We start from the raw sequence: 17,406 nt of genomic DNA, 5'->3' as shown, positions 1-17,406 counted from the left end.
ATTAATTAAGCAATTGTAATTATTATAGTTTAGGACGCATGATGTTCTTAACCTTACGGCTATTGCCACCAAAGATGCGTTGCACTAACGCATTCATATCTTCCGTAGTGATCGACCTCGCAACACCCTCAACTTGAGACAAAGCTTCGATATCGTAACCATGCAGTAGATAACGAGACACATACCACGCTTGGTCGATAGAGCTCATTTCAAGCGGTGTGAAGTCAGCTTCAAACTGTTTCACTACCGCTCGCATTTCTTCCTCAGAGACACCTTGTAGAAGGTCAGCAATCACCTTATCGATCGCCACTTCCACTTCATCTACGTTTTCAGGCGCTATCATCGCACCGATGACCCACTCATGACTCAGCTCGCCGTCTGCAGACGCTGAATATGTATAAGGCGAGTAATCCAAGCTCAACTCTTCACGAATATAAGTATCTAAACGAGTCGCTAACAGGCGTTCCAGCAAGCTTTCCGTGAAGGTATCTTTTGCCGTTGCGCCTTGTTCGGCTTCGGTTGCTGGCTCTGAGATGACCCGTAAGACGTACTCTGCGCTATTCACATTGTTGATGGCGAGATCAATGCGTGACTCTGATGGCTGCTTGTAAGCCACCTTAAAATCAGGGACAACCGCTTTTTCCAATGGAATCGAAGCTAGATATTTCTGAACTAAAGGCTTCAACACACTAGGGTCGATGTCACCCACGACCACCAATTGATTATGTCTCATTTGACCAAACAACTGCTGATGAAGATTAGCGATGTCTTCCACAGAAACCGCTTCAACACGCTCTTTATCAACAAACAAGTGACCACTGTCCTGACCATAGATGTTCTGGTTGATTGCTCGTTCAAACTGACCAACAGGACTGTCTAAGAAAGATTCTTGCCCCTGTGCAAACTCTTGCTTCACCGCGTCTAATTGCTCAGGGTTAATTTTAGGAGCCATGATGAAGGTATAAAGCGCAGCAAACGTGTCTTCAAGGCCGTCTTTAGTAATATTAAATTCAATACCATGACGAGTATTGCCAATGAAGGAATCGGCGCGAATATTTTCACGATCCAAGTACGCTAAAAGCTCAGAGCCCGTAAATTCACCGACACCGCTTCGAGCGAAAGTAGGTAACGCAACCTCAACCGCTGGGTATAAGTTTGAATCCAAAGCGGCTTTTCCGCCGAGACTCATGTACATCACACCAACATCATCACCTGCCACATAATCACGCAGGTACCACATGTCGATACCATTGCTTAACGTCCACTTTTGGATGTATGGGTCGACGGACATTTGTTCCGCAAGCACAACCTCGCCCTGCGAACTTGGTACAGCAAAGGCATTCGCTGTCGCAATCGCGAGTGGCTGTATTCCCGTTTCGCTGTAAGTCGCTTTTAAACCATCTAGCGAGTCGATGATCGCCGCTCTATCTTCAGAATCGTCCAAGCCGATAACAAGGAAGTAATCATCAGAAAGCAGGTCTTTGATGTTGTCGTTAATCGCCTCAAGGTTTAGGTTGGCAATGAAGGTTTCTAAACTAGCTTGATAGTCTTTCTGAGATTGGACGATTCGATCAGTCACAAGCGCACTGGCTTTGTAGTTCGCGTGATCAACGCTGTCCATTTTGTCCCAGTCATGCTCGATGTCATCCAGCAAGTCTTGGTAGTAGTGCTGCTCGCCAACGATATCCGTTTTCGACACGCCAAAGTCACGCAGTGATGCCAATGTAGAAAGCATCTCTTGTTGGATAACCTCGCGACCGCCTGCTGGGAAGCCAACACTGATTGAAGAATAATTCAGAGAGCCCATTCGGTAGTTATCAGACGCTACCCATTGAGTCGGCAGCGCTGCATCGTTGAATACCGCTTCGAGTCGCTGTTGAATGATTTGTTGCGCGGTTTCATCTAACCAACGTTGATGCTGTTGAGCATGAGTTTCAACTCTATCTAAACCGCGGTTGAACGTCAGTGTGATACTCGGCGCTTCTCTTCCTGCGTATTCGACATAATCCCCCTCATTGAACGAGGTCATGTTCTGCTTTTCAGGTCTTGGTGTTTCACCACGTTCCCAGCTAGAAAACTTCTCTTCAATCAATGGAATCAAGGTTTTGATGTCTACATCACCTGAAATGACTAACTCGGCGATTTGAGGTTGATACCAAGTTTGATAGAAATCAGATAAGCCTTGCGGTGTTGCCTCTACAACCGACGTTTTCGAGCCCAATGCATCTTGAGATTCATACGGACCGCCTTCAATCAAGTGGTCATAAAATACCTCTCCGAATGACTTGTCATCAAGACGAGCCATGCGAAACTCACCCAGAATCACGCCTTTCTCTTTTTCAACTTCTGAGCTTGCGATGTCTAGGCCGTCACCCACATCACGCATCCACGTCAAAGCAGACTGCAGTTCGATGTTATCGGGCAAATCTAACTGGTATACCGTCTCTTCATAAGAGGTGTAGGCGTTAATATCCGCACCAAAGCTAGAACCGGCGTCTTCAAACAGACGAATCACATCGTTCTGAGAGAAGTTTTTACTGCCATTGAATGCCATGTGCTCGACAAAGTGAGCATAACCTTCCTGTTGAGAAGTCTCTTGAATCGAACCAGCGTGTACGACCAAACGTACAGAAACAGACTCTTCGTGATCAGGATAAACATGATAGGTAAGACCGTTTTCCAGCTGACCTGACTTCCACGCTGGATCCGGTTGGATTAAGTTTTCGGTAGTTTTTGATGTTGAGCTACAGCCAACCAAAGTTAGGCATAGTGCCGTCGCTAAATAATATGTTTTCATAACAACCTCTTAATGTCATTCACCGACAATATACAGATTGAGTTAACGATTATTATTTAATATTTAACCCGATGAATATCTTTGTGATCCTGATCTTGATTTTATAAATCACCATGCGATATGTAAGATTACTTATATTCACTTGAAGTAGCACTTTAATACGAGCTTATGAAATCCATTTAAACACGCTTGCTGAATACCTTAAGTGAGACTCTACATACCTTTAAACAGGGCTTGCGAAGCGCGGCTGATGGGTAGCTCTACCAAACCTCGTAAAGATTCAGCGCAATAAAAAAGCCAAATGCTTGAACATTCGGCTTGGAAGTGAATCCATATATAAAGAGTAGAAGTGGCTTTCAAGAAAAACCACTCACCTAACTAGACCTAACCTTGTGGGCTTAACAAATTCTTCAGCTGATAGCTATTATCACCAAAAATTTCTTTCGCATACTCTGTCATGTCTTGACTAGAAATGGAGTCTGCAGTCCCCTGCAGGTCGAACAACGCCTCAAAGCCATAATCATGAATCAAATAACGAGAAATAAACCAAGCTTGTTCAGTAGGCTTATATTTAAGTGGAGTAAGGTCCGCTACAAGCTGCTTAGCGGCCGTCCGAGTCTCATCTTCAGAAATCCCTTTTGCAGCTTCAGCAATGACCTTATCAATTGCCTGTTCAATTTTATCTGAGTTTTCTGGAGCCGTTAAAGAGCCGATTAACCAGTCATAACTCGGCTCACTGTCTTGTGCGACCGAGTACACATAAGGTGCATAATCCAAACCTAACTCTTCACGAACATAAGCCGTTAAACGGCTCGACAACACGCGCTGAAGCATATCGTCCATAAACACATCTTTTGCGGTTTGATCCCGAGCTTGCTGAGAAATCACACGCAATAAATACTGACTGCTGTCTTCATTATTGACGGATATATCCATTCGTTCTTTCGAATCAGGACTATAAGCCACCTGATAATCAGGAGACACAGCGGCTTCTAATGGCAATGAAGCAACGTATTGACGCACAAGAGGCTTAATTTCAGCTGGATTAATATCAGCAACAATAACCAATGTGTTGTCTCTTAACTTTTGGAAGAGTTGATGATGCACATCTAATATATCTTGCGACGTGACAGCCTTAATATCGTCACTTTCAAGCATCAGGTGACGGCTGCTTTTTTGATAGCTATTGCGATTAACCATCTGAATAAACTGACCAACTGGAGTTTCTAAATATGCTGTACGGTCTTGAGCAAATTCAGACTTCACAGCCTCAAGCTGATCACTGTCTATTTTAGGTTCAGTTACAATGGTGTGCAGCGCAGCTAAACCTTCTGCAAGCGTCTTTTTCTTGGCACTTATTTCTAAACCATGATGAGTAAAGTTGATGAAGGGATAGATTTCAATGTCTTTGCGTCTCAAGTGAGCGGTTAACTCCGAACCACTAAATTTACCAACACCACTACGAACCGAAGCGGGCAGCGCAATCTCTACAGCAGGAAACAGCGAAGGATCCAGCGCCGCTTTTCCGCCCTCACTGGCATAGTAAACCCCAACACTATTACCAGCCTCAGAGTTACGGAGATACAAAACTTCAATGCCGTTGCTTAATGTCCACTGCTTCAAATTAGGATCGTCACTCACCTGAACTTGTTTTACAATTTCGCCTTGAGACGCAGGCACACTAAACGCGGAGCTTGCAGTAACGAGCAATGGTCTGTTACCTGTCTTTTTATAGGCTTTTCTGACATCTTTTAGCTCGTTATTCATTGCCTGCAAGTCTTCTTTAGAAGATAAACCTAATCCCAAAATATAAGGGCTAGAAAGTAAATCATCTAAATTATCATTTACGGCCTCCAGATCAGTACTCGCAAGAAACTCTTTCAAACTCGACTTATAGTCAAGCTGTGATTGAACCGTCTGGTTAATCACCAGTGCTGTCGACTTACCGTCAGCATGAGCCACTGCGTTCATTCTCTCCCAGTTAGACTTAATGTCATCAAGGTTGGCTTGGTATTGCTGTATCACACTCGTAAACTCATATTCGCTCACACCATGATCACGCAATGAGGCAAGAGTAGAAATAAACTGCTGCTGGCTTTGCTCTCGACTATCGACAGGAAAGCCAACCGTAGTAATAGAATACCTTTGGTACTCTAAGAAATAGGGAATCGAAGCAACCCATTGCACTGGCAACGCAGCGTCAACAAAATCTGAATTCAACCTTTGTTGGATAAGTTGCTGAGCAATATCATCTAGCCAAAGTTGATGTTGTTGCTCATGGCTGCGTGTCACTCTTTGCCCACGATCAATCACTATCCCGATGCTCGGAGGCTCGACCCCAGATCCATACGCCACAAAATCTTGAGTATTGTAATCCGCTGATGTGTTCTTCACGGGAACCGGTGTTGTGCCTCTTTGCCAGTCATAGAAGGTTTCTTCAATCAAAGGGATCACTTCTGCCAAGGTAATATCCCCAGAGACAATCACCTCGGTTAACTGAGGTTGATACCAGGTTTGATAATAGTTTTTTAATTCTTGAACATTCGCATTAGAAACGGATTCTTTATTGCCAATTGGATCGTTGGTTTGGTAATTCGTGCCTTCCATCATATGATCGTAGAACTTAAATGAGAGCGGTTTATCTTCAACGCGTGTGTGTCGAAATTCCCCTAATATCACACCTTTCTCTTTTTCGATTTCATCTTCAGACAGCAGTAAACCATCGCCAATATCTCTAAACCAAGCCAACGCTTTATCTAGATTCTTGTTATCGGGCAGATCTAACTTATAGAGGGTTTCTTGATAAGAGGTATAAGCATTTAAGTCGGCGCCAAAGCTAGCACCAGATTGCTCAAACAACTCTACTACATCATTCCCTGAAAAATTTTTGCTGCCATTAAACGCCATATGTTCAACAAAATGGGCATAACCTTTTTGTTGTTCGCTCTCTTGGAAAGAGCCGGCATGCACAAGTAAGCGTACCGATACTGGTTGTTCTCGGTCAGGGTAAACGTGGTAGGTTAAGCCGTTATCTAATTCACCGGTGACCCAATACGGATCGGATTTCAATAACGTTTGTTGCTGAGGAGTAGAGCTGCAACCTAGCAATGTGGAGCTCAATACGACGACTAAATAGTATGCTTTCATAACGATCTCTTTGAAGGGCTTTACTCCAATATATCCGATCGCCAAAGTGTAATAATTCGCCATTAAATCAAACGACTAAAATTTTAGAGTCACTCGATATAAGTATGAAAATGTTTAATTTATAAATTACATGAATTAATTATAAATCCGATATGTAGCGCCTTTTTATCGCTCTCTACATACCCTTAAACAGAGCTTGCGAGGCGCGGCTGATCGGTAATTTCTCGCCTGACACATACGCCGACATCTGACCAGAAAGGCCTTTCTTAACCTTATCTATCGCAGATACTTTCACCACCACTGAGCGGTGGATCTGCCAAAACTCATCCGGGTTAAGCTGCGCTATCAACTCTTTTAGTGAAACGCGAAGAATAAACTCTTCTAATGAACCCCCTTGGTCCTTCTTAAATATAGACACGTACTTGTCTTCAGCTTTGAAATACGCCACATCGTCGACGGCAATCAGGTGAATGTCTTCCCCGATACTGGCTTTGAGCCATGTGAGGTGCTTTTGCTGCGGTCGATAGGGAGGTTGCTGCGAGGTTGACTGGGATAGCTGTTGAAGCTGATTCATTAATGCCGCGATATCAGGCTGTACTGGCGCGCTATCTGATTGCGCTTGACTGGTCGACAAGCGTGTTTGAACCTTCTGACATGTGGCAAGTAAACGCTCTTCATTGATTGGTTTTAGCAAATAATCCATCGCATTGTGCTCAAAGGCTTTAACCGCATATTCATCATAAGCCGTAATGAAAACCACCAATGGCGGCGAAGCTAACTTGTTCAGTTTTTTCGCTAACGAGATACCATCGAGCTCTGGCATTCGAATATCAAGAAAAACCACATCAGGCTCAAGTTGCTGAATACCCTGCATCGCCTCTAGCCCGTTTTGTGCCTTAGCGACGATCTCTAGCTCCGGCCAAACCTCAGCCAAACTCTTGTCTAGGTGATGCCTTAACAGTGCTTCATCGTCTGCGATAATCGCAGTGACACTTGGCTTTGATGCAGGGTTATTCATGATTATTCCTTTAAATTCACACTGTAAATCGTCTGTTTTTTGTCACTGTTCTGTGCTTTATGATCTGTAGTTTCTAAGCTGCTGCATCAGTCAGCGGTAACAAGATGGTCGATATCACACCGCCTTCAGCTTGCTCGGTGATCGTAAGGCTCGCCTTATCACCGTAAAGGGTGTCGATTCGCTGACGAATATTGCTTAACCCAACACCATGGCCAGTATTCACCGAGGGCGTTTTCAGCCCTGCGCCATTATCAGCCACTTCAATCTTCAAGTGCTCGGCTTGTTGAGTAATACGGATATTCACTTGGCCACCTGCAGCTTTTGGCTCAATACCGTGTGTGAGCGCATTCTCAACCAAAGGTTGAATCAAAAAGGGCGGAATCACTTGCTGATCGCTAATGTCGTGCGTCTCAATCGAGAACGCTAAGCGCTCATCTAAGCGTATTTTCTGAATATTAAGATAAGCATCTAACAAGTCGACCTCTTGTGCGATGGTCGATTGCTCAGTGCGGCTGTTCTTCAGAGTCACACGCAGCAAATCAGTCAGCTTTTCGAGCATCAGCTTGGCTTTCGCACTGTCGCTCTCAATCAACACATTAATGGTCGCCAGCGTATTAAATAGGAAGTGCGGTTCGATTTGGCTTTGCAGCTGCTTAAGTTGACTGAGTACCACCACCTTATCTTGATCGGCCTGACGGCGCTTGGCCACTTCTAATTCGTTGTCGGCACGCAGCTGCTTCTCTCTTGAGTAGAAGTAGTAATAGCAAACCGAGCAGAAGATAACGCCTAACAACACCACAGATTTAAGATCAGAGATATTGGATCCGAAATACCCGTTTAACCAATAGTGCGCATTCATAGTACCGAAGGTCATCGCGACCACCATTGATATAGCCACTTCAAGCCTTCTGGATGTTCTCTTAAACAACTTCACCAAGATGAAAGAGGAACCCACGGCGCTATAACCAAAGCCAAAACTGATTGCTAGGTTAACCGTTAATCCTCCGCCCCAAATCGTATGGGTTGTAATCGCAATAAGAACACAAAATAGCGTGGTGAACGCGAAGCTTTTAATCCATGAAAACCGACTGTTTGAAGAAGTGTTCATTAAAATCGTCCTTTGATATTTATAAGAATCATATGACTATCGGGTAAGTTGGCGTAAGCAGAATCACTTTTACCGCCTAGAAAGCGTGCAGCAAGTTCCAATTCCAACGATGAATCGCCATTATCTAACGCCTGATAGTTGAGCCACTGAGTCGCAATAAAACCACCGTCTTGTGGAGACAACATCACATCAAATGTTGGCGTGATATCTTCAAGCCAGCCATGTGTCGAATCCAAAGACCAGTGAAACATGATGTTGTGTTGGACCAAATTAGCGTGCTGATAGCCTTGCGCATAAGAACCAGCCAATGAAGCTGTCATCGGATTCACCGACAAAGACTCTGCACTTTCTATTGCGCTTTGCCACTCAGAATTGCTCCAAGCGCGGCTATCAAACCAATATTCCAGCACCACATTGTGTCCAGTATCATTCGCCCATGTTAATCCGGCTAACGCTTGATAGGTCTCGCCCTGTTCTTCTAAATAAACAGGTTTCAGCAAGGAATCAGGCTGGCTGTAACCAAGGCTTTGTCGCTGATAAACCATCGAACCATGAAACTCCCATGCGAGGTTTAATACCGAAACCAAGCTCGCTCCAAACAAGCCGTGGCGCACATCGTCGTAATAGGCGACCCATTGATACTCGTGGTCGCCAATCAGGTTGTAACGACGTAAACCCACACCTTGTTGTTGGTTTTGCTTTTCGAACTCATTCACGTCTTGGGAAGTCCACGAGGAATCGCTGTAAAGCAGTGTCCATTCGCCCGTCATATCGAACAGTGACGCCGACGCCACACCCGCGCCCTCTTCTGCGACAATGCCTACTGGGTTTTGTCGGTAAGGCTTGATGATGTCTAGTGGTCGGTAGCCATAGCCCACGCCCCAATCGAGGCGCACCTTGCCGAGCGTGACATCGAGGTAGTGGTCACCGATTATAGAATTAGACAGTTCAACACCACCTTGCCAAAACAACTCGCGCACGATGAATTCGGATTCAAAGCTCGCCTCTTGCCCTTGAGGGTTATTGCTCAAAATGTCGTTGGCTTTCACTGCAAACAGACCAAGCCAATTGTTATATCCAACCTCTAGATCCAGCAAGCCATTTAAAGACTGACGATTATCAGACGCTAAAGGGCTGAATGGCGACTCTCTCGATTCAACGGCTTCTGCACTCAGTTGCCAGTCCCACGCTAGGCTCAGATCGTCCGCTTGAGTCGTGTTACTCATACAAGACAATGCAAGCAAGGTAGCGATTGAAGACTTGATGTGGAATCGACGGCTAGAAGCTTTCATAGCAACCACCTACAGCCCAGACACGCTATTACGCGATAAGTAAGCAGGGTTGTAATACTTATCTTCCAAGGCTTGTTCAATCACTTCGCGGTACTCAATCACGGTTTTTTTACTTGGCTGAATCTTATCGAGCAAGGTCATCGACACCACTGTTGGTAAGCCATCTCGCACGCCTTCAGTAAACCACGCTTGCTTGGCTAACTTTCCTGAACGCAGGTACAAATCCGCTTTAACTGGAAATGCGCGATCTGCCGTTAACCACAGATCGATGGATTGATAGCTCGCGCCTTTGGTTTTCGCAGTTAGCTTTAGGTGATGGGTATCAAGTGTCTCGCTAGTCGGCATCTCAACCTGTTGTTCGGCAACCCACTTGCCTTGATAATCTTCGCTCCAAGTGAGCGTCGAAATATCCCCAACTGAAGCTTCACCCAATAGTTTTTGCATCGGGGTGATACGAATCGGACGGCGAGACTTCGGCATCAGTAGCCAGTAGTTATCTTCAATCATCAACATCTTTTGACCTGCTTCAACAGCAGACTTGAACACGACCAATGACTCTCGGTTTGGTCTTGTATAGACGTTGTACTCACGGGTTTTATCCAGTTGTTCGTCTTGATATAACGCGACTAAAGAGACCACCTTTGACGCTTGTGCACTGTTCAAGCGGTAGCTGTCTGCTTTAGCAATCATCTCGGTGACTTGTTGTGAATCGACAGCCCAACTTGGTGCCGATGCTAGAACCAAAGCCAACGCAGAACCTAAAATAGTGAATGAACGAGTTAATTTACACATAAACCAGCGCCTCCGTGATTGGCTTATTCACGCCTTTACGAGCAGAGAAATAAGCAGCCAGCAAACATATCGTCAGCACACCTAAAGTGGCGTAACCAACCAATTCTAATGAGAAGTAAATGTTGAGTGGATAACCTTCTGTTCGACCCGGAGGTGGTGGCATTTGTATATCAACCACCAGCAATAACACCGACACTAAGCCACTCACAAGCGCGCCTATCGCACTGCCAATCACCGCCAGTAACCCTGCCTCTTTTAAGAAGCCTGCGACGATTTCAGAGGGGTAACTGCCGAGTGCCGACAAGGTGCCAATTTCACGAGTACGCTCTGTGACTGACATGGTCATGGTATTGAACAGCGACACGAACACCACCAATGCCATCACTGCGCCCATGATGCCGAAGATACGGTCGTAAAGGTCTTTAACCTTGGTGTAGAAGAACGCGCGATCTTGCCATGGGGTGATCTCTATTTCGGAATCTTGTTGTACGTTTTGTCTATTCAGTAACACCTCAATGCGTTGCTGCACGGTCGATGTCTTGCTGGTTTCAAAAAGAAATACCGATAAGGTACTTACTTTGTCTGACGCTAAAAGCTCTTGTGCGGTGGTGATGTGCACGTACAACTGACGTTTGTCCAACTCAGGCACGCCAGTCGAGTAAATGCCCTGCACCTTAAAATCAAAGGCATTCAATGCGCCATCACTGGTGGTCGCAAGCAATGTGACCCAATCACCAACGGCCACTTTAAGGTTACGAGCAAGATCGGTTCCGAGCATCACTTGTGGCTCTTGGCTGTCGTATCTTGGTGATTTCACATCCGAGAGGGTTTGACCGTTGCGCACATCAAGAAACGGCCCTTTCATGTCGAACTCACGCTCATTAACGCCTGTTCCCATAAAGATGGTCGACTTGCTTCCGTTAGACACCAAACCGCTAAAGTAAACTCGTGGCTGCACACCACGTACGTCGCTGTCACCAATAATGCTCTTGGTGAGCGCTTGGACGTTATCCAGACCATTGCTCAGCGGCATATCTTCGTCTTGTTCAAAATAACCCGGCGTGCTCAGAGTAAGATGGCCCGTATCGCGCGCGGTTGATTCTCTCAAGGATTCGTAGGTGTACAGCCCATAACCGCCCGCACTAGTCAGCGCAAACACAGCAATCGCGATGATCAACACCGAAAGCAGACTACGTCGACCATTTCTCAATAGATTGAGCCACGCCAAACGCACCGAAGTTGGAAGTAAAACGGAACTAAAGCCTTGCGTTAACTTGCCCATGAGATAACCTCCATTGCTTCGGCTTGTGGTGCCAGTTGTCCGTCGATAAGTTCAATCACTCGATCACAACGCTGCGCCATTCTTGGGTCGTGCGTTGCGACGATAAAGGTGGTGCCCATCTCATGACCGAGCTCTTTCATAATGTCGATCACAAGGTTGGCAGTGTGGCTGTCTAAGCTCGCGGTCGGCTCATCAGCAATCACTAGGCTTGGGTTGTGGATTAACGCTCTGGCTATTGCGACACGTTGCTGCTGACCACCTGAAAGGTTATCTGGACGGTGATGAACGTAATCTCCTAGCCCAACACGCTCTAACATCTCTTGCGCTCTGGTCTGCTGTTCTTGTTTCGTGCATTGGTTCAACATCAATGGATAAGCGACGTTCTCAAGCGCAGTCATTACAGGAACTAGATTGAAGCGCTGAAATACAAAACCCAACGACTGGCGACGAAAACGCGCAGCAACGATCTGCTCTGTTGGATACGCTTTGCCATCAATGTCTATCTCGCCCTGAAAGTCCATATCCAACAAACCAAGAATGTTCAAAAGCGTGCTTTTCCCTGATCCCGACGGGCCACACAACGCCACCATTTCACCGCGTTTGATTTGGCCATCGACGCCCTTGAGCGCATCTACACTTTGACCGCCAGTGAGATACGATTTGCCGATACCTTTAAATTCAATCATCCCGTTGTCCTCCGATTACCAATCCATTCTTAAGCGTTCGCAGCTACTATTTAGCTTCCGCGTCCATTATTTAGCATTCGCAACTGTTACTTGGCTTTCGCTATTAGGGCCTTCGCAGTCATAGTTTCGATGTTGCCAGCATCGGCTGTTTCCATTTGTTCTAACCAAGCTTGTGCTTGTTTTAGGTCTTCAGCACGAATCGATGCCTCAATCGCATAACGGTAAATCCACGATGTCGCAGCGAAATGCTGTTGCTGGAAAGCATCTTCAGCCAGTAGCGAGAGGAACAGGTCGTAACCGCGATCAAAGTGGTTAAACATGTCTGGAAGTGAGGTGTAAGTCACCGCAGCCATAGCGCGAGTCAGGTAAGAATCTGGTAACCCTTGAACACGAGGTTGTTCATGAATGGGTTGGTCTTCGTCTTTCAGCAGCACCAATGATTTATCAATGGTCGATAAGCCCTTTTCTACATACTTCATCTTGTTCCAAGGCAAGAATGCATCACGGCCCATCAGGGTTTCTGTGCTTCCTAGATAAACCAAAGTCAGTGGCGTCGCGCCGTCTTGTTGCAGCGTGTCGTTAAGGCGTTCATAAGCCACCTCAACCATGTCTTCATTGCCTTGCGCGGCTTGGTTGTAGATATCGAGCACGTCTGAGCTTGGGTTAGCCAAAGCTAACGTAGAAGCGATTGAAACAAGCCCAATCAAAAATGAGCGCTTAAATTGAGAAATAAGTGAGTAAGTCGTGTTTACAGTAGTCATGATTTCTAATCCCTTTCAAATATTGACGTTGAAAGGTTAACTAGAATTTGTCATGCAGTTTTATCAATGCGACGAATGGTAATAGTAAGGAGTGAATGGTTTAGTTGGGTCGTGAGTGGTAGAACAGAAGTGGAAAAAAAAAGCCCGCGATACCTTCGAAGCACCTTTGCTTACTCAGTATCACGTCGCTTTTAATGGATTCGCTAGTTAACTACTTTTAGTAGCATTAATTTGACAACTTAAATTAACCTACTTTCTTAATCATCGTCGCTGGGTTGTAACCTTTCTCGCCTTTGCTCACTGGTTCGCTCGGGTTGTAGTGGCGCATCAGAACATTAAATTTACCCGTGTTATTACCGTTCATAGTTGGAATGTTGTTTGGCTGACCTTCACATCCGAAACGGAGAGTGTAGGTTCCATCGCTGTTCATCACGGGTGCCATTTCACTCGAAATATTGGCCTTGTCGTTGAACATGCGTCCATCAGCGTTATATACGGTCGCCGACCAGAATGAGCCTGCCTTCGGATCTTTGAAAGTCGTCTCGTAACATGCATTCGCATCGAAGTACTGGCTGGTTTGATAGATGTTGTCTTCAACCATTGCACCACCCCAACCGCCAGCTGCGCCAACGTAATTCATATAGTCAGTTTGGCCGCTTTCTTTGTTACCAAACGCTTTGGATTGGTCATATCCATCACTGAAATCGATGTTGCCAGCTTTATCCGTGGCCTTGAATGACGCCATGTCCCACTCTTTTACTTCAAACGGTTTCTCACTGCCTGTTTCAATCTTCAGATTACGGCGCGCATCATCTTCAAGCGCACGGACAATCACAAATGCGTGATCGGTTTTTGCACTGATTTTATGACGACCCGAACCGTAGATCATTGGTTGCGTCTCGTGGTTTTCATCGACTACTTGCAATGACACATATTGGTCAGTTTCTGGAACCGTCACGTAGACATCATCGTTCGACATATCGATGACAGAAACGGAGTAAAAGGTGTCTCGATTCATTCGCACAACAAACTGCTCTTCTGGAACGCTGCTTGGTACTGGCATCTCAAAGAATGTATTGATACCACCCGCTTTCTCTACTACCGCGCCGAGACGCATATTGGTGTATGCCTGAGCAAAATTATCTTCCGTGACAATGGTTGGCGCTGCAATAACGCTGGTTGAGAATAAAGCGACAGCAGTAAGGGGAAATAATGTTTTCATAGTAGCGACCTTTATATTTCAAAGTGAATGTCATTTGGAAGAGTATTATTTGCTCTGCCGATAGTGATCACTTTATACTTCCAAAATGGAAAGCGTGGAAAATAGGACTTGCCAAAATGGAAAGTACAGACTTGAACTTGCTGCGTACCTTTGTATTGCTGTGTCAGTCGAATAGCCTTAAAAGGGCTGGGATGAAACTGGGGATCTCCGAAAGCGCCGTCAGCAAACAAATGACCAAGCTAAGAGAGCAATTAGGACACCCACTTTTCGAGCGCACCACAGAAGGGCTGAGACCAACGCACTACAGCAAATCTATTTTGCCCAAGATTGAACAAGCCTTGTCCTTGATGCACTCCGCCACCTCACCAATGACATTCGATCCTGCCACCTATGAAGGGCCAATTACCCTTGCTTTCTTCGCTTACACACTCGAGTTTTCAGGTGTTAGTTTATTTAGGGAGCTCTCGAAAACATTTCCCAAAGCACAAATAGAGCTGAAAACTTGGACATCGGATACAGAACAAAAATTAGAAGACGGTGATATCACCTTAGGTGTGCATTTTCTAAATGAAGACCGTAGTTCGAATATCTTCCAGAAACGCATCATGGCCGACCAATTGGTGATTGCCGTATCAAAATCATTGGGGCGGCTAACATGGGAAGAGGCGTTGCGGTTGCCTTTTATCAAGATCCGAAGCCAAGGTTGGAATGAAGAACGTTACCGATATTTAGAAATGTTGAGAGGTAGTGGTATTGATCCCCACATCAGTATCACGGTGGACAATTTTTCAGTGGCGAGGCAAATTCTAGAGCAAGGTGACCACGCCTGCGTATTAAGCGATAGTTGGAAGGACGCTTCGCTTAACACCATAGAACCACCCAAAGAGCTTAGGATTGATCTAAATCTTGTGTCCTGCATGCGTCTTGTCGATCGCCAAAGCCCTCTAAACCTTGCCGTTCATGACGTGATTAAAAGGGTCATGCTTCAATCTATATAGGTTTTAATCTAGATAGTTAGTGTCTGAAACGAGTTAAAAAGGCTTGTTATCGTTTCATGCAAACAAAAATAGCCGCTAATCAGCGGCTATTTTTAGTTATCTAAACGAAGCTTCAATTACTTCTATTACTTCTGTCTTGCTACTTCTTTCTCTCTTCTACTGCTTCGTCTCTTCAACGACAGCTTTCATCAGTACTGATGTATCCATGCGGCCTTGTCCTTCAGCAGACAATGCCTTGTAAGCGTTGTTAGTCTTTTCAGTCAACGGAAGTTGGATGCCTTGGCGTTCTGCTTCATCTAGGCAGAAACCTAAGTCTTTGATCATCCAATCAATTGCGAAGCCGAAATCGAACTTGTCTTGCGCCATTGTCGTGGCGCGGTTTTCCATCTGCCATGAACCTGCTGCGCCGTTTTTAAGGCAATCAACCAGAGTTGGGATATCCAAACCTGATTTTTCAGCCAGTACCAAGCCCTCAGATAAGCCGTTCAATACACCCGCGATGCAGATCTGGTTCACCATTTTCGCGCGTTGGCCTTGGCCGACTTTACCCATTAGAACTGACGATTTACCGTAAGCTTCAAATACAGGTTGAAGGTCGTTGAATAGCTCTTGCTCACCACCACACATGATAGTTAACACGCCGTTTTCTGCGCCCGCTTGACCACCAGACACTGGTGCATCCATGAAGCGAACACCTTCTTCCTTCGCAGCGACTTCAAGCTCTTCAGACAGGATTGCAGACGTTGTTGTGTGGTCAACAAGAATCGCGTTTGGCTTCATTGCCGCCAGTGCGCCTGTTTCGCTGGTTGTCATGCTGCGCACGTCGTCATCGTTGCCTACACAAACCAATACTACGTCAGCTTCTGCGACACACTCAGCCACGCTCTCAGCGGCTTTACCTTGGTGTTTATCAGCCCAGTCTAATGCTTTGCTATGAGTGCGGTTAAATACCGTTACCTCAAAACCGGCTTTGACTAGGTGGCCTGCCATTGGGAAACCCATTACGCCTAGCCCGATAAAACTTACTTTCATTTCTTTCTCCTTTTCATTTAACTCAGCTCATCGTGATGGAACGATCGAACGCTCTCAATCAAGGTCTCGATAAGCAAAGTCAAAGCCTTCGGCTGATATTTTCTTTCTTTGTACACTAAATACGCTTGGCGATCACCCCGATGATACTCAGGGAGCACTTGAATCAGATTCATTTCCGGAGAAACATGACGAAAAGGCAGTGAGGCGATGCCCAATCCCTTTTGCGCAGCGGCCGCGACCGCATAAATATCGTTAACGATAAACTTAGGTTTGATCGTCACCATCTGCTCTAACTGACCAGATTTGTAGAGCGGCATATCAAACACATCATCGACATTAATCCACTCTTGATGCTCGAGATCGTCTGGCTTTTTAATCTCTTCGCGAGAATCCAAATAAGCTTGGCTCGCAAAAAATCCGTGCTTGGCCTTAAACAGTGGTCGCGCAATCATGCCGTCCATGTCGGAAATTTGAAACGTGATCAACAAATCACGATCGGTTTCAGGCACAACTTGTTGCTGGCTCAAGATGAGGTTGAGCTGTACTTTTGAGTACTCAGCAAGGAATTTCTCGACAGTCGGGCGAAGAAAGCCACTATAAAAGTTATGAGGAACGGCGAGCTTTATCTTGCCTTGAATGGTATCGCGCTCTTCAAGCAAGCTACTAAAACCCTGATGCAGTGACTCCATGCTGCTACTCAGCGCTGCAAAGGCCGCCTCACCATCTTTAGTGGCCACCAGCTCTCTACCCTTCTTCTCCAAAAGGCGAATGCTCAGGCGCTCTTCCAAAGCGGTTAATCGGCGCGACATGGTCGACACCGGCAGTTGAAGTCGCTTCGATGCCGATAACAACGACCCCTCTTCCACCACAGTACAAAACAGGAATAGATCATCAATGTTTCCAAATATGGAATTCATACTTCTATATGTGCCTATTTTTCTCATTTATGGATAGGAGTAACCTTAATGCATTCCAATAATAAAATCACCAAGGAGAGCAGATGAATAACAAACTGCATTGGGTTACCGCGATACTGTCTTCACTTGTCATGGCATTCATGATGTCGGGGATCATATCGGGTTATAAGATGGGTTTCAGTCAAGCATGGCCACCAATTTGGTTAAATAGCTTTTTGATTGCTTGGCCGTGTGCACTCACACTAAGCCTAACCTTGTTACCACAAGTCAGAAAGGTCGCCGAGTGGCTATGTCGCCCAAGATCAAAAACGATAGCCAAAGTGAGTTTATGCGATGAATAACGCCATGAATTCC

At 45.6% G+C, this 17,406-nt stretch carries 14 protein-coding genes; 2 read left to right on the top strand and 12 right to left on the bottom strand.

The genetic code is table 11. The annotated features are described in order from the left end of the window. Nucleotides 1–22: 22 nt before the first annotated feature. The 10 genes from L1D37_RS12415 to L1D37_RS12370 form a co-directional block, all read right to left on the bottom strand. Nucleotides 23–2,797: a M16 family metallopeptidase gene (locus L1D37_RS12415; protein WP_239848077.1), complete on the bottom strand. Its 2,775-nt coding sequence runs from the start codon at nt 2,795–2,797 to the stop codon at nt 23–25. Nucleotides 2,798–3,181: 384 nt separating this feature from the next. Then, a complete protein-coding gene (locus L1D37_RS12410; RefSeq protein WP_239848076.1) occupies nt 3,182–5,944 on the bottom strand; it encodes a M16 family metallopeptidase in 2,763 nt (920 codons plus the stop codon). A gap of 175 nt (nt 5,945–6,119) precedes the next feature. Next, nucleotides 6,120–6,962, bottom strand: a complete 843-nt coding sequence (locus L1D37_RS12405) for a response regulator transcription factor (protein ID WP_239848075.1) — start codon at nt 6,960–6,962, stop codon at nt 6,120–6,122. A gap of 73 nt (nt 6,963–7,035) precedes the next feature. Then, nucleotides 7,036–8,070: a sensor histidine kinase gene (locus L1D37_RS12400; protein WP_239848074.1), complete on the bottom strand. Its 1,035-nt coding sequence runs from the start codon at nt 8,068–8,070 to the stop codon at nt 7,036–7,038. Then, entirely contained in the window at nt 8,070–9,362 is a 1,293-nt protein-coding gene (locus L1D37_RS12395) for a hypothetical protein (RefSeq protein ID WP_239848073.1), read from the bottom strand. The genes L1D37_RS12400 and L1D37_RS12395 overlap by 1 nt, the downstream gene beginning before the upstream one ends. Before the next feature lie 9 nt (nt 9,363–9,371). Beyond that, complete coding sequence (locus L1D37_RS12390; protein ID WP_239848072.1) at nt 9,372–10,154, bottom strand: outer membrane lipoprotein-sorting protein; 783 nt, start codon at nt 10,152–10,154, stop codon at nt 9,372–9,374. Beyond that, nucleotides 10,147–11,436: an FtsX-like permease family protein gene (locus L1D37_RS12385; RefSeq protein WP_239848071.1), complete on the bottom strand. Its 1,290-nt coding sequence runs from the start codon at nt 11,434–11,436 to the stop codon at nt 10,147–10,149. Before L1D37_RS12385 ends, L1D37_RS12390 begins: the two co-directional genes overlap by 8 nt. Beyond that, nucleotides 11,424–12,122, bottom strand: a complete 699-nt coding sequence (locus L1D37_RS12380) for an ABC transporter ATP-binding protein (protein WP_239848070.1) — start codon at nt 12,120–12,122, stop codon at nt 11,424–11,426. Before L1D37_RS12380 ends, L1D37_RS12385 begins: the two co-directional genes overlap by 13 nt. An 86-nt stretch (nt 12,123–12,208) precedes the next feature. Next, nucleotides 12,209–12,883, bottom strand: a complete 675-nt coding sequence (locus L1D37_RS12375; protein WP_239848069.1) for a hypothetical protein — start codon at nt 12,881–12,883, stop codon at nt 12,209–12,211. A 244-nt stretch (nt 12,884–13,127) separates the two neighbouring features. Beyond that, entirely contained in the window at nt 13,128–14,105 is a 978-nt protein-coding gene (locus L1D37_RS12370) for a DUF1254 domain-containing protein (RefSeq protein ID WP_239848068.1), read from the bottom strand. Nucleotides 14,106–14,221: 116 nt separating this feature from the next. On the opposite strand from L1D37_RS12370, the gene L1D37_RS12365 reads away from it, so the two are divergent. After that, nucleotides 14,222–15,103, top strand: a complete 882-nt coding sequence (locus L1D37_RS12365; RefSeq protein WP_239848067.1) for a LysR family transcriptional regulator — start codon at nt 14,222–14,224, stop codon at nt 15,101–15,103. Nucleotides 15,104–15,259: 156 nt separating this feature from the next. Here L1D37_RS12365 and L1D37_RS12360 read toward each other — a convergent pair whose 3' ends face one another. Together L1D37_RS12360 and L1D37_RS12355 are read right to left on the bottom strand one after the other, a co-directional pair. Further along, nucleotides 15,260–16,135 carry an NAD(P)-dependent oxidoreductase gene (locus tag L1D37_RS12360; RefSeq protein ID WP_239848066.1) on the bottom strand — a complete coding sequence of 292 codons (876 nt, stop codon included), beginning with the start codon at nt 16,133–16,135 and terminating at the stop codon, nt 15,260–15,262. Between the two features lie 17 nt (nt 16,136–16,152). Continuing rightward, a complete protein-coding gene (locus L1D37_RS12355; protein WP_239848065.1) occupies nt 16,153–17,052 on the bottom strand; it encodes a LysR family transcriptional regulator in 900 nt (299 codons plus the stop codon). An 83-nt stretch (nt 17,053–17,135) separates the two neighbouring features. Between L1D37_RS12355 and L1D37_RS12350 the strand changes: the two genes are divergently transcribed. Next, entirely contained in the window at nt 17,136–17,393 is a 258-nt protein-coding gene (locus L1D37_RS12350; protein ID WP_239848064.1) for a DUF2798 domain-containing protein, read from the top strand. The last annotated feature ends 13 nt before the right edge of the window (nt 17,394–17,406 follow it).

The organism is Vibrio sp. Isolate33 (assembly GCF_022397895.1).
GTDB classification, from domain to species: domain Bacteria; phylum Pseudomonadota; class Gammaproteobacteria; order Enterobacterales; family Vibrionaceae; genus Vibrio; species Vibrio pomeroyi.
Note: the sequence above shows the minus strand (reverse complement) of the source record. Positions and strands in the feature narration are given on the sequence as shown.

Excerpts from the sequence above, each read along its gene's own strand:
- L1D37_RS12390 (WP_239848072.1), bottom strand. The coding sequence starts at position 10,154 with ATGTGTAAATTAACTCGTTCATTCACTATTTTAGGTTCTGCGTTGGCT.
- L1D37_RS12380 (WP_239848070.1), bottom strand. The coding sequence starts at position 12,122 with ATGATTGAATTTAAAGGTATCGGCAAATCGTATCTCACTGGCGGTCAA.
- L1D37_RS12395 (WP_239848073.1), bottom strand. The coding sequence starts at position 9,362 with ATGAAAGCTTCTAGCCGTCGATTCCACATCAAGTCTTCAATCGCTACC.
- L1D37_RS12385 (WP_239848071.1), bottom strand. The coding sequence starts at position 11,436 with ATGGGCAAGTTAACGCAAGGCTTTAGTTCCGTTTTACTTCCAACTTCG.
- L1D37_RS12360 (WP_239848066.1), bottom strand. The coding sequence starts at position 16,135 with ATGAAAGTAAGTTTTATCGGGCTAGGCGTAATGGGTTTCCCAATGGCA.
- L1D37_RS12405 (WP_239848075.1), bottom strand. The coding sequence starts at position 6,962 with ATGAATAACCCTGCATCAAAGCCAAGTGTCACTGCGATTATCGCAGAC.
- L1D37_RS12415 (WP_239848077.1), bottom strand. The coding sequence starts at position 2,797 with ATGAAAACATATTATTTAGCGACGGCACTATGCCTAACTTTGGTTGGC.
- L1D37_RS12350 (WP_239848064.1), top strand. The coding sequence starts at position 17,136 with ATGAATAACAAACTGCATTGGGTTACCGCGATACTGTCTTCACTTGTC.
- L1D37_RS12370 (WP_239848068.1), bottom strand. The coding sequence starts at position 14,105 with ATGAAAACATTATTTCCCCTTACTGCTGTCGCTTTATTCTCAACCAGC.
- L1D37_RS12400 (WP_239848074.1), bottom strand. The coding sequence starts at position 8,070 with ATGAACACTTCTTCAAACAGTCGGTTTTCATGGATTAAAAGCTTCGCG.
- L1D37_RS12355 (WP_239848065.1), bottom strand. The coding sequence starts at position 17,052 with ATGAATTCCATATTTGGAAACATTGATGATCTATTCCTGTTTTGTACT.
- L1D37_RS12375 (WP_239848069.1), bottom strand. The coding sequence starts at position 12,883 with ATGACTACTGTAAACACGACTTACTCACTTATTTCTCAATTTAAGCGC.
- L1D37_RS12365 (WP_239848067.1), top strand. The coding sequence starts at position 14,222 with ATGGAAAGTACAGACTTGAACTTGCTGCGTACCTTTGTATTGCTGTGT.
- L1D37_RS12410 (WP_239848076.1), bottom strand. The coding sequence starts at position 5,944 with ATGAAAGCATACTATTTAGTCGTCGTATTGAGCTCCACATTGCTAGGT.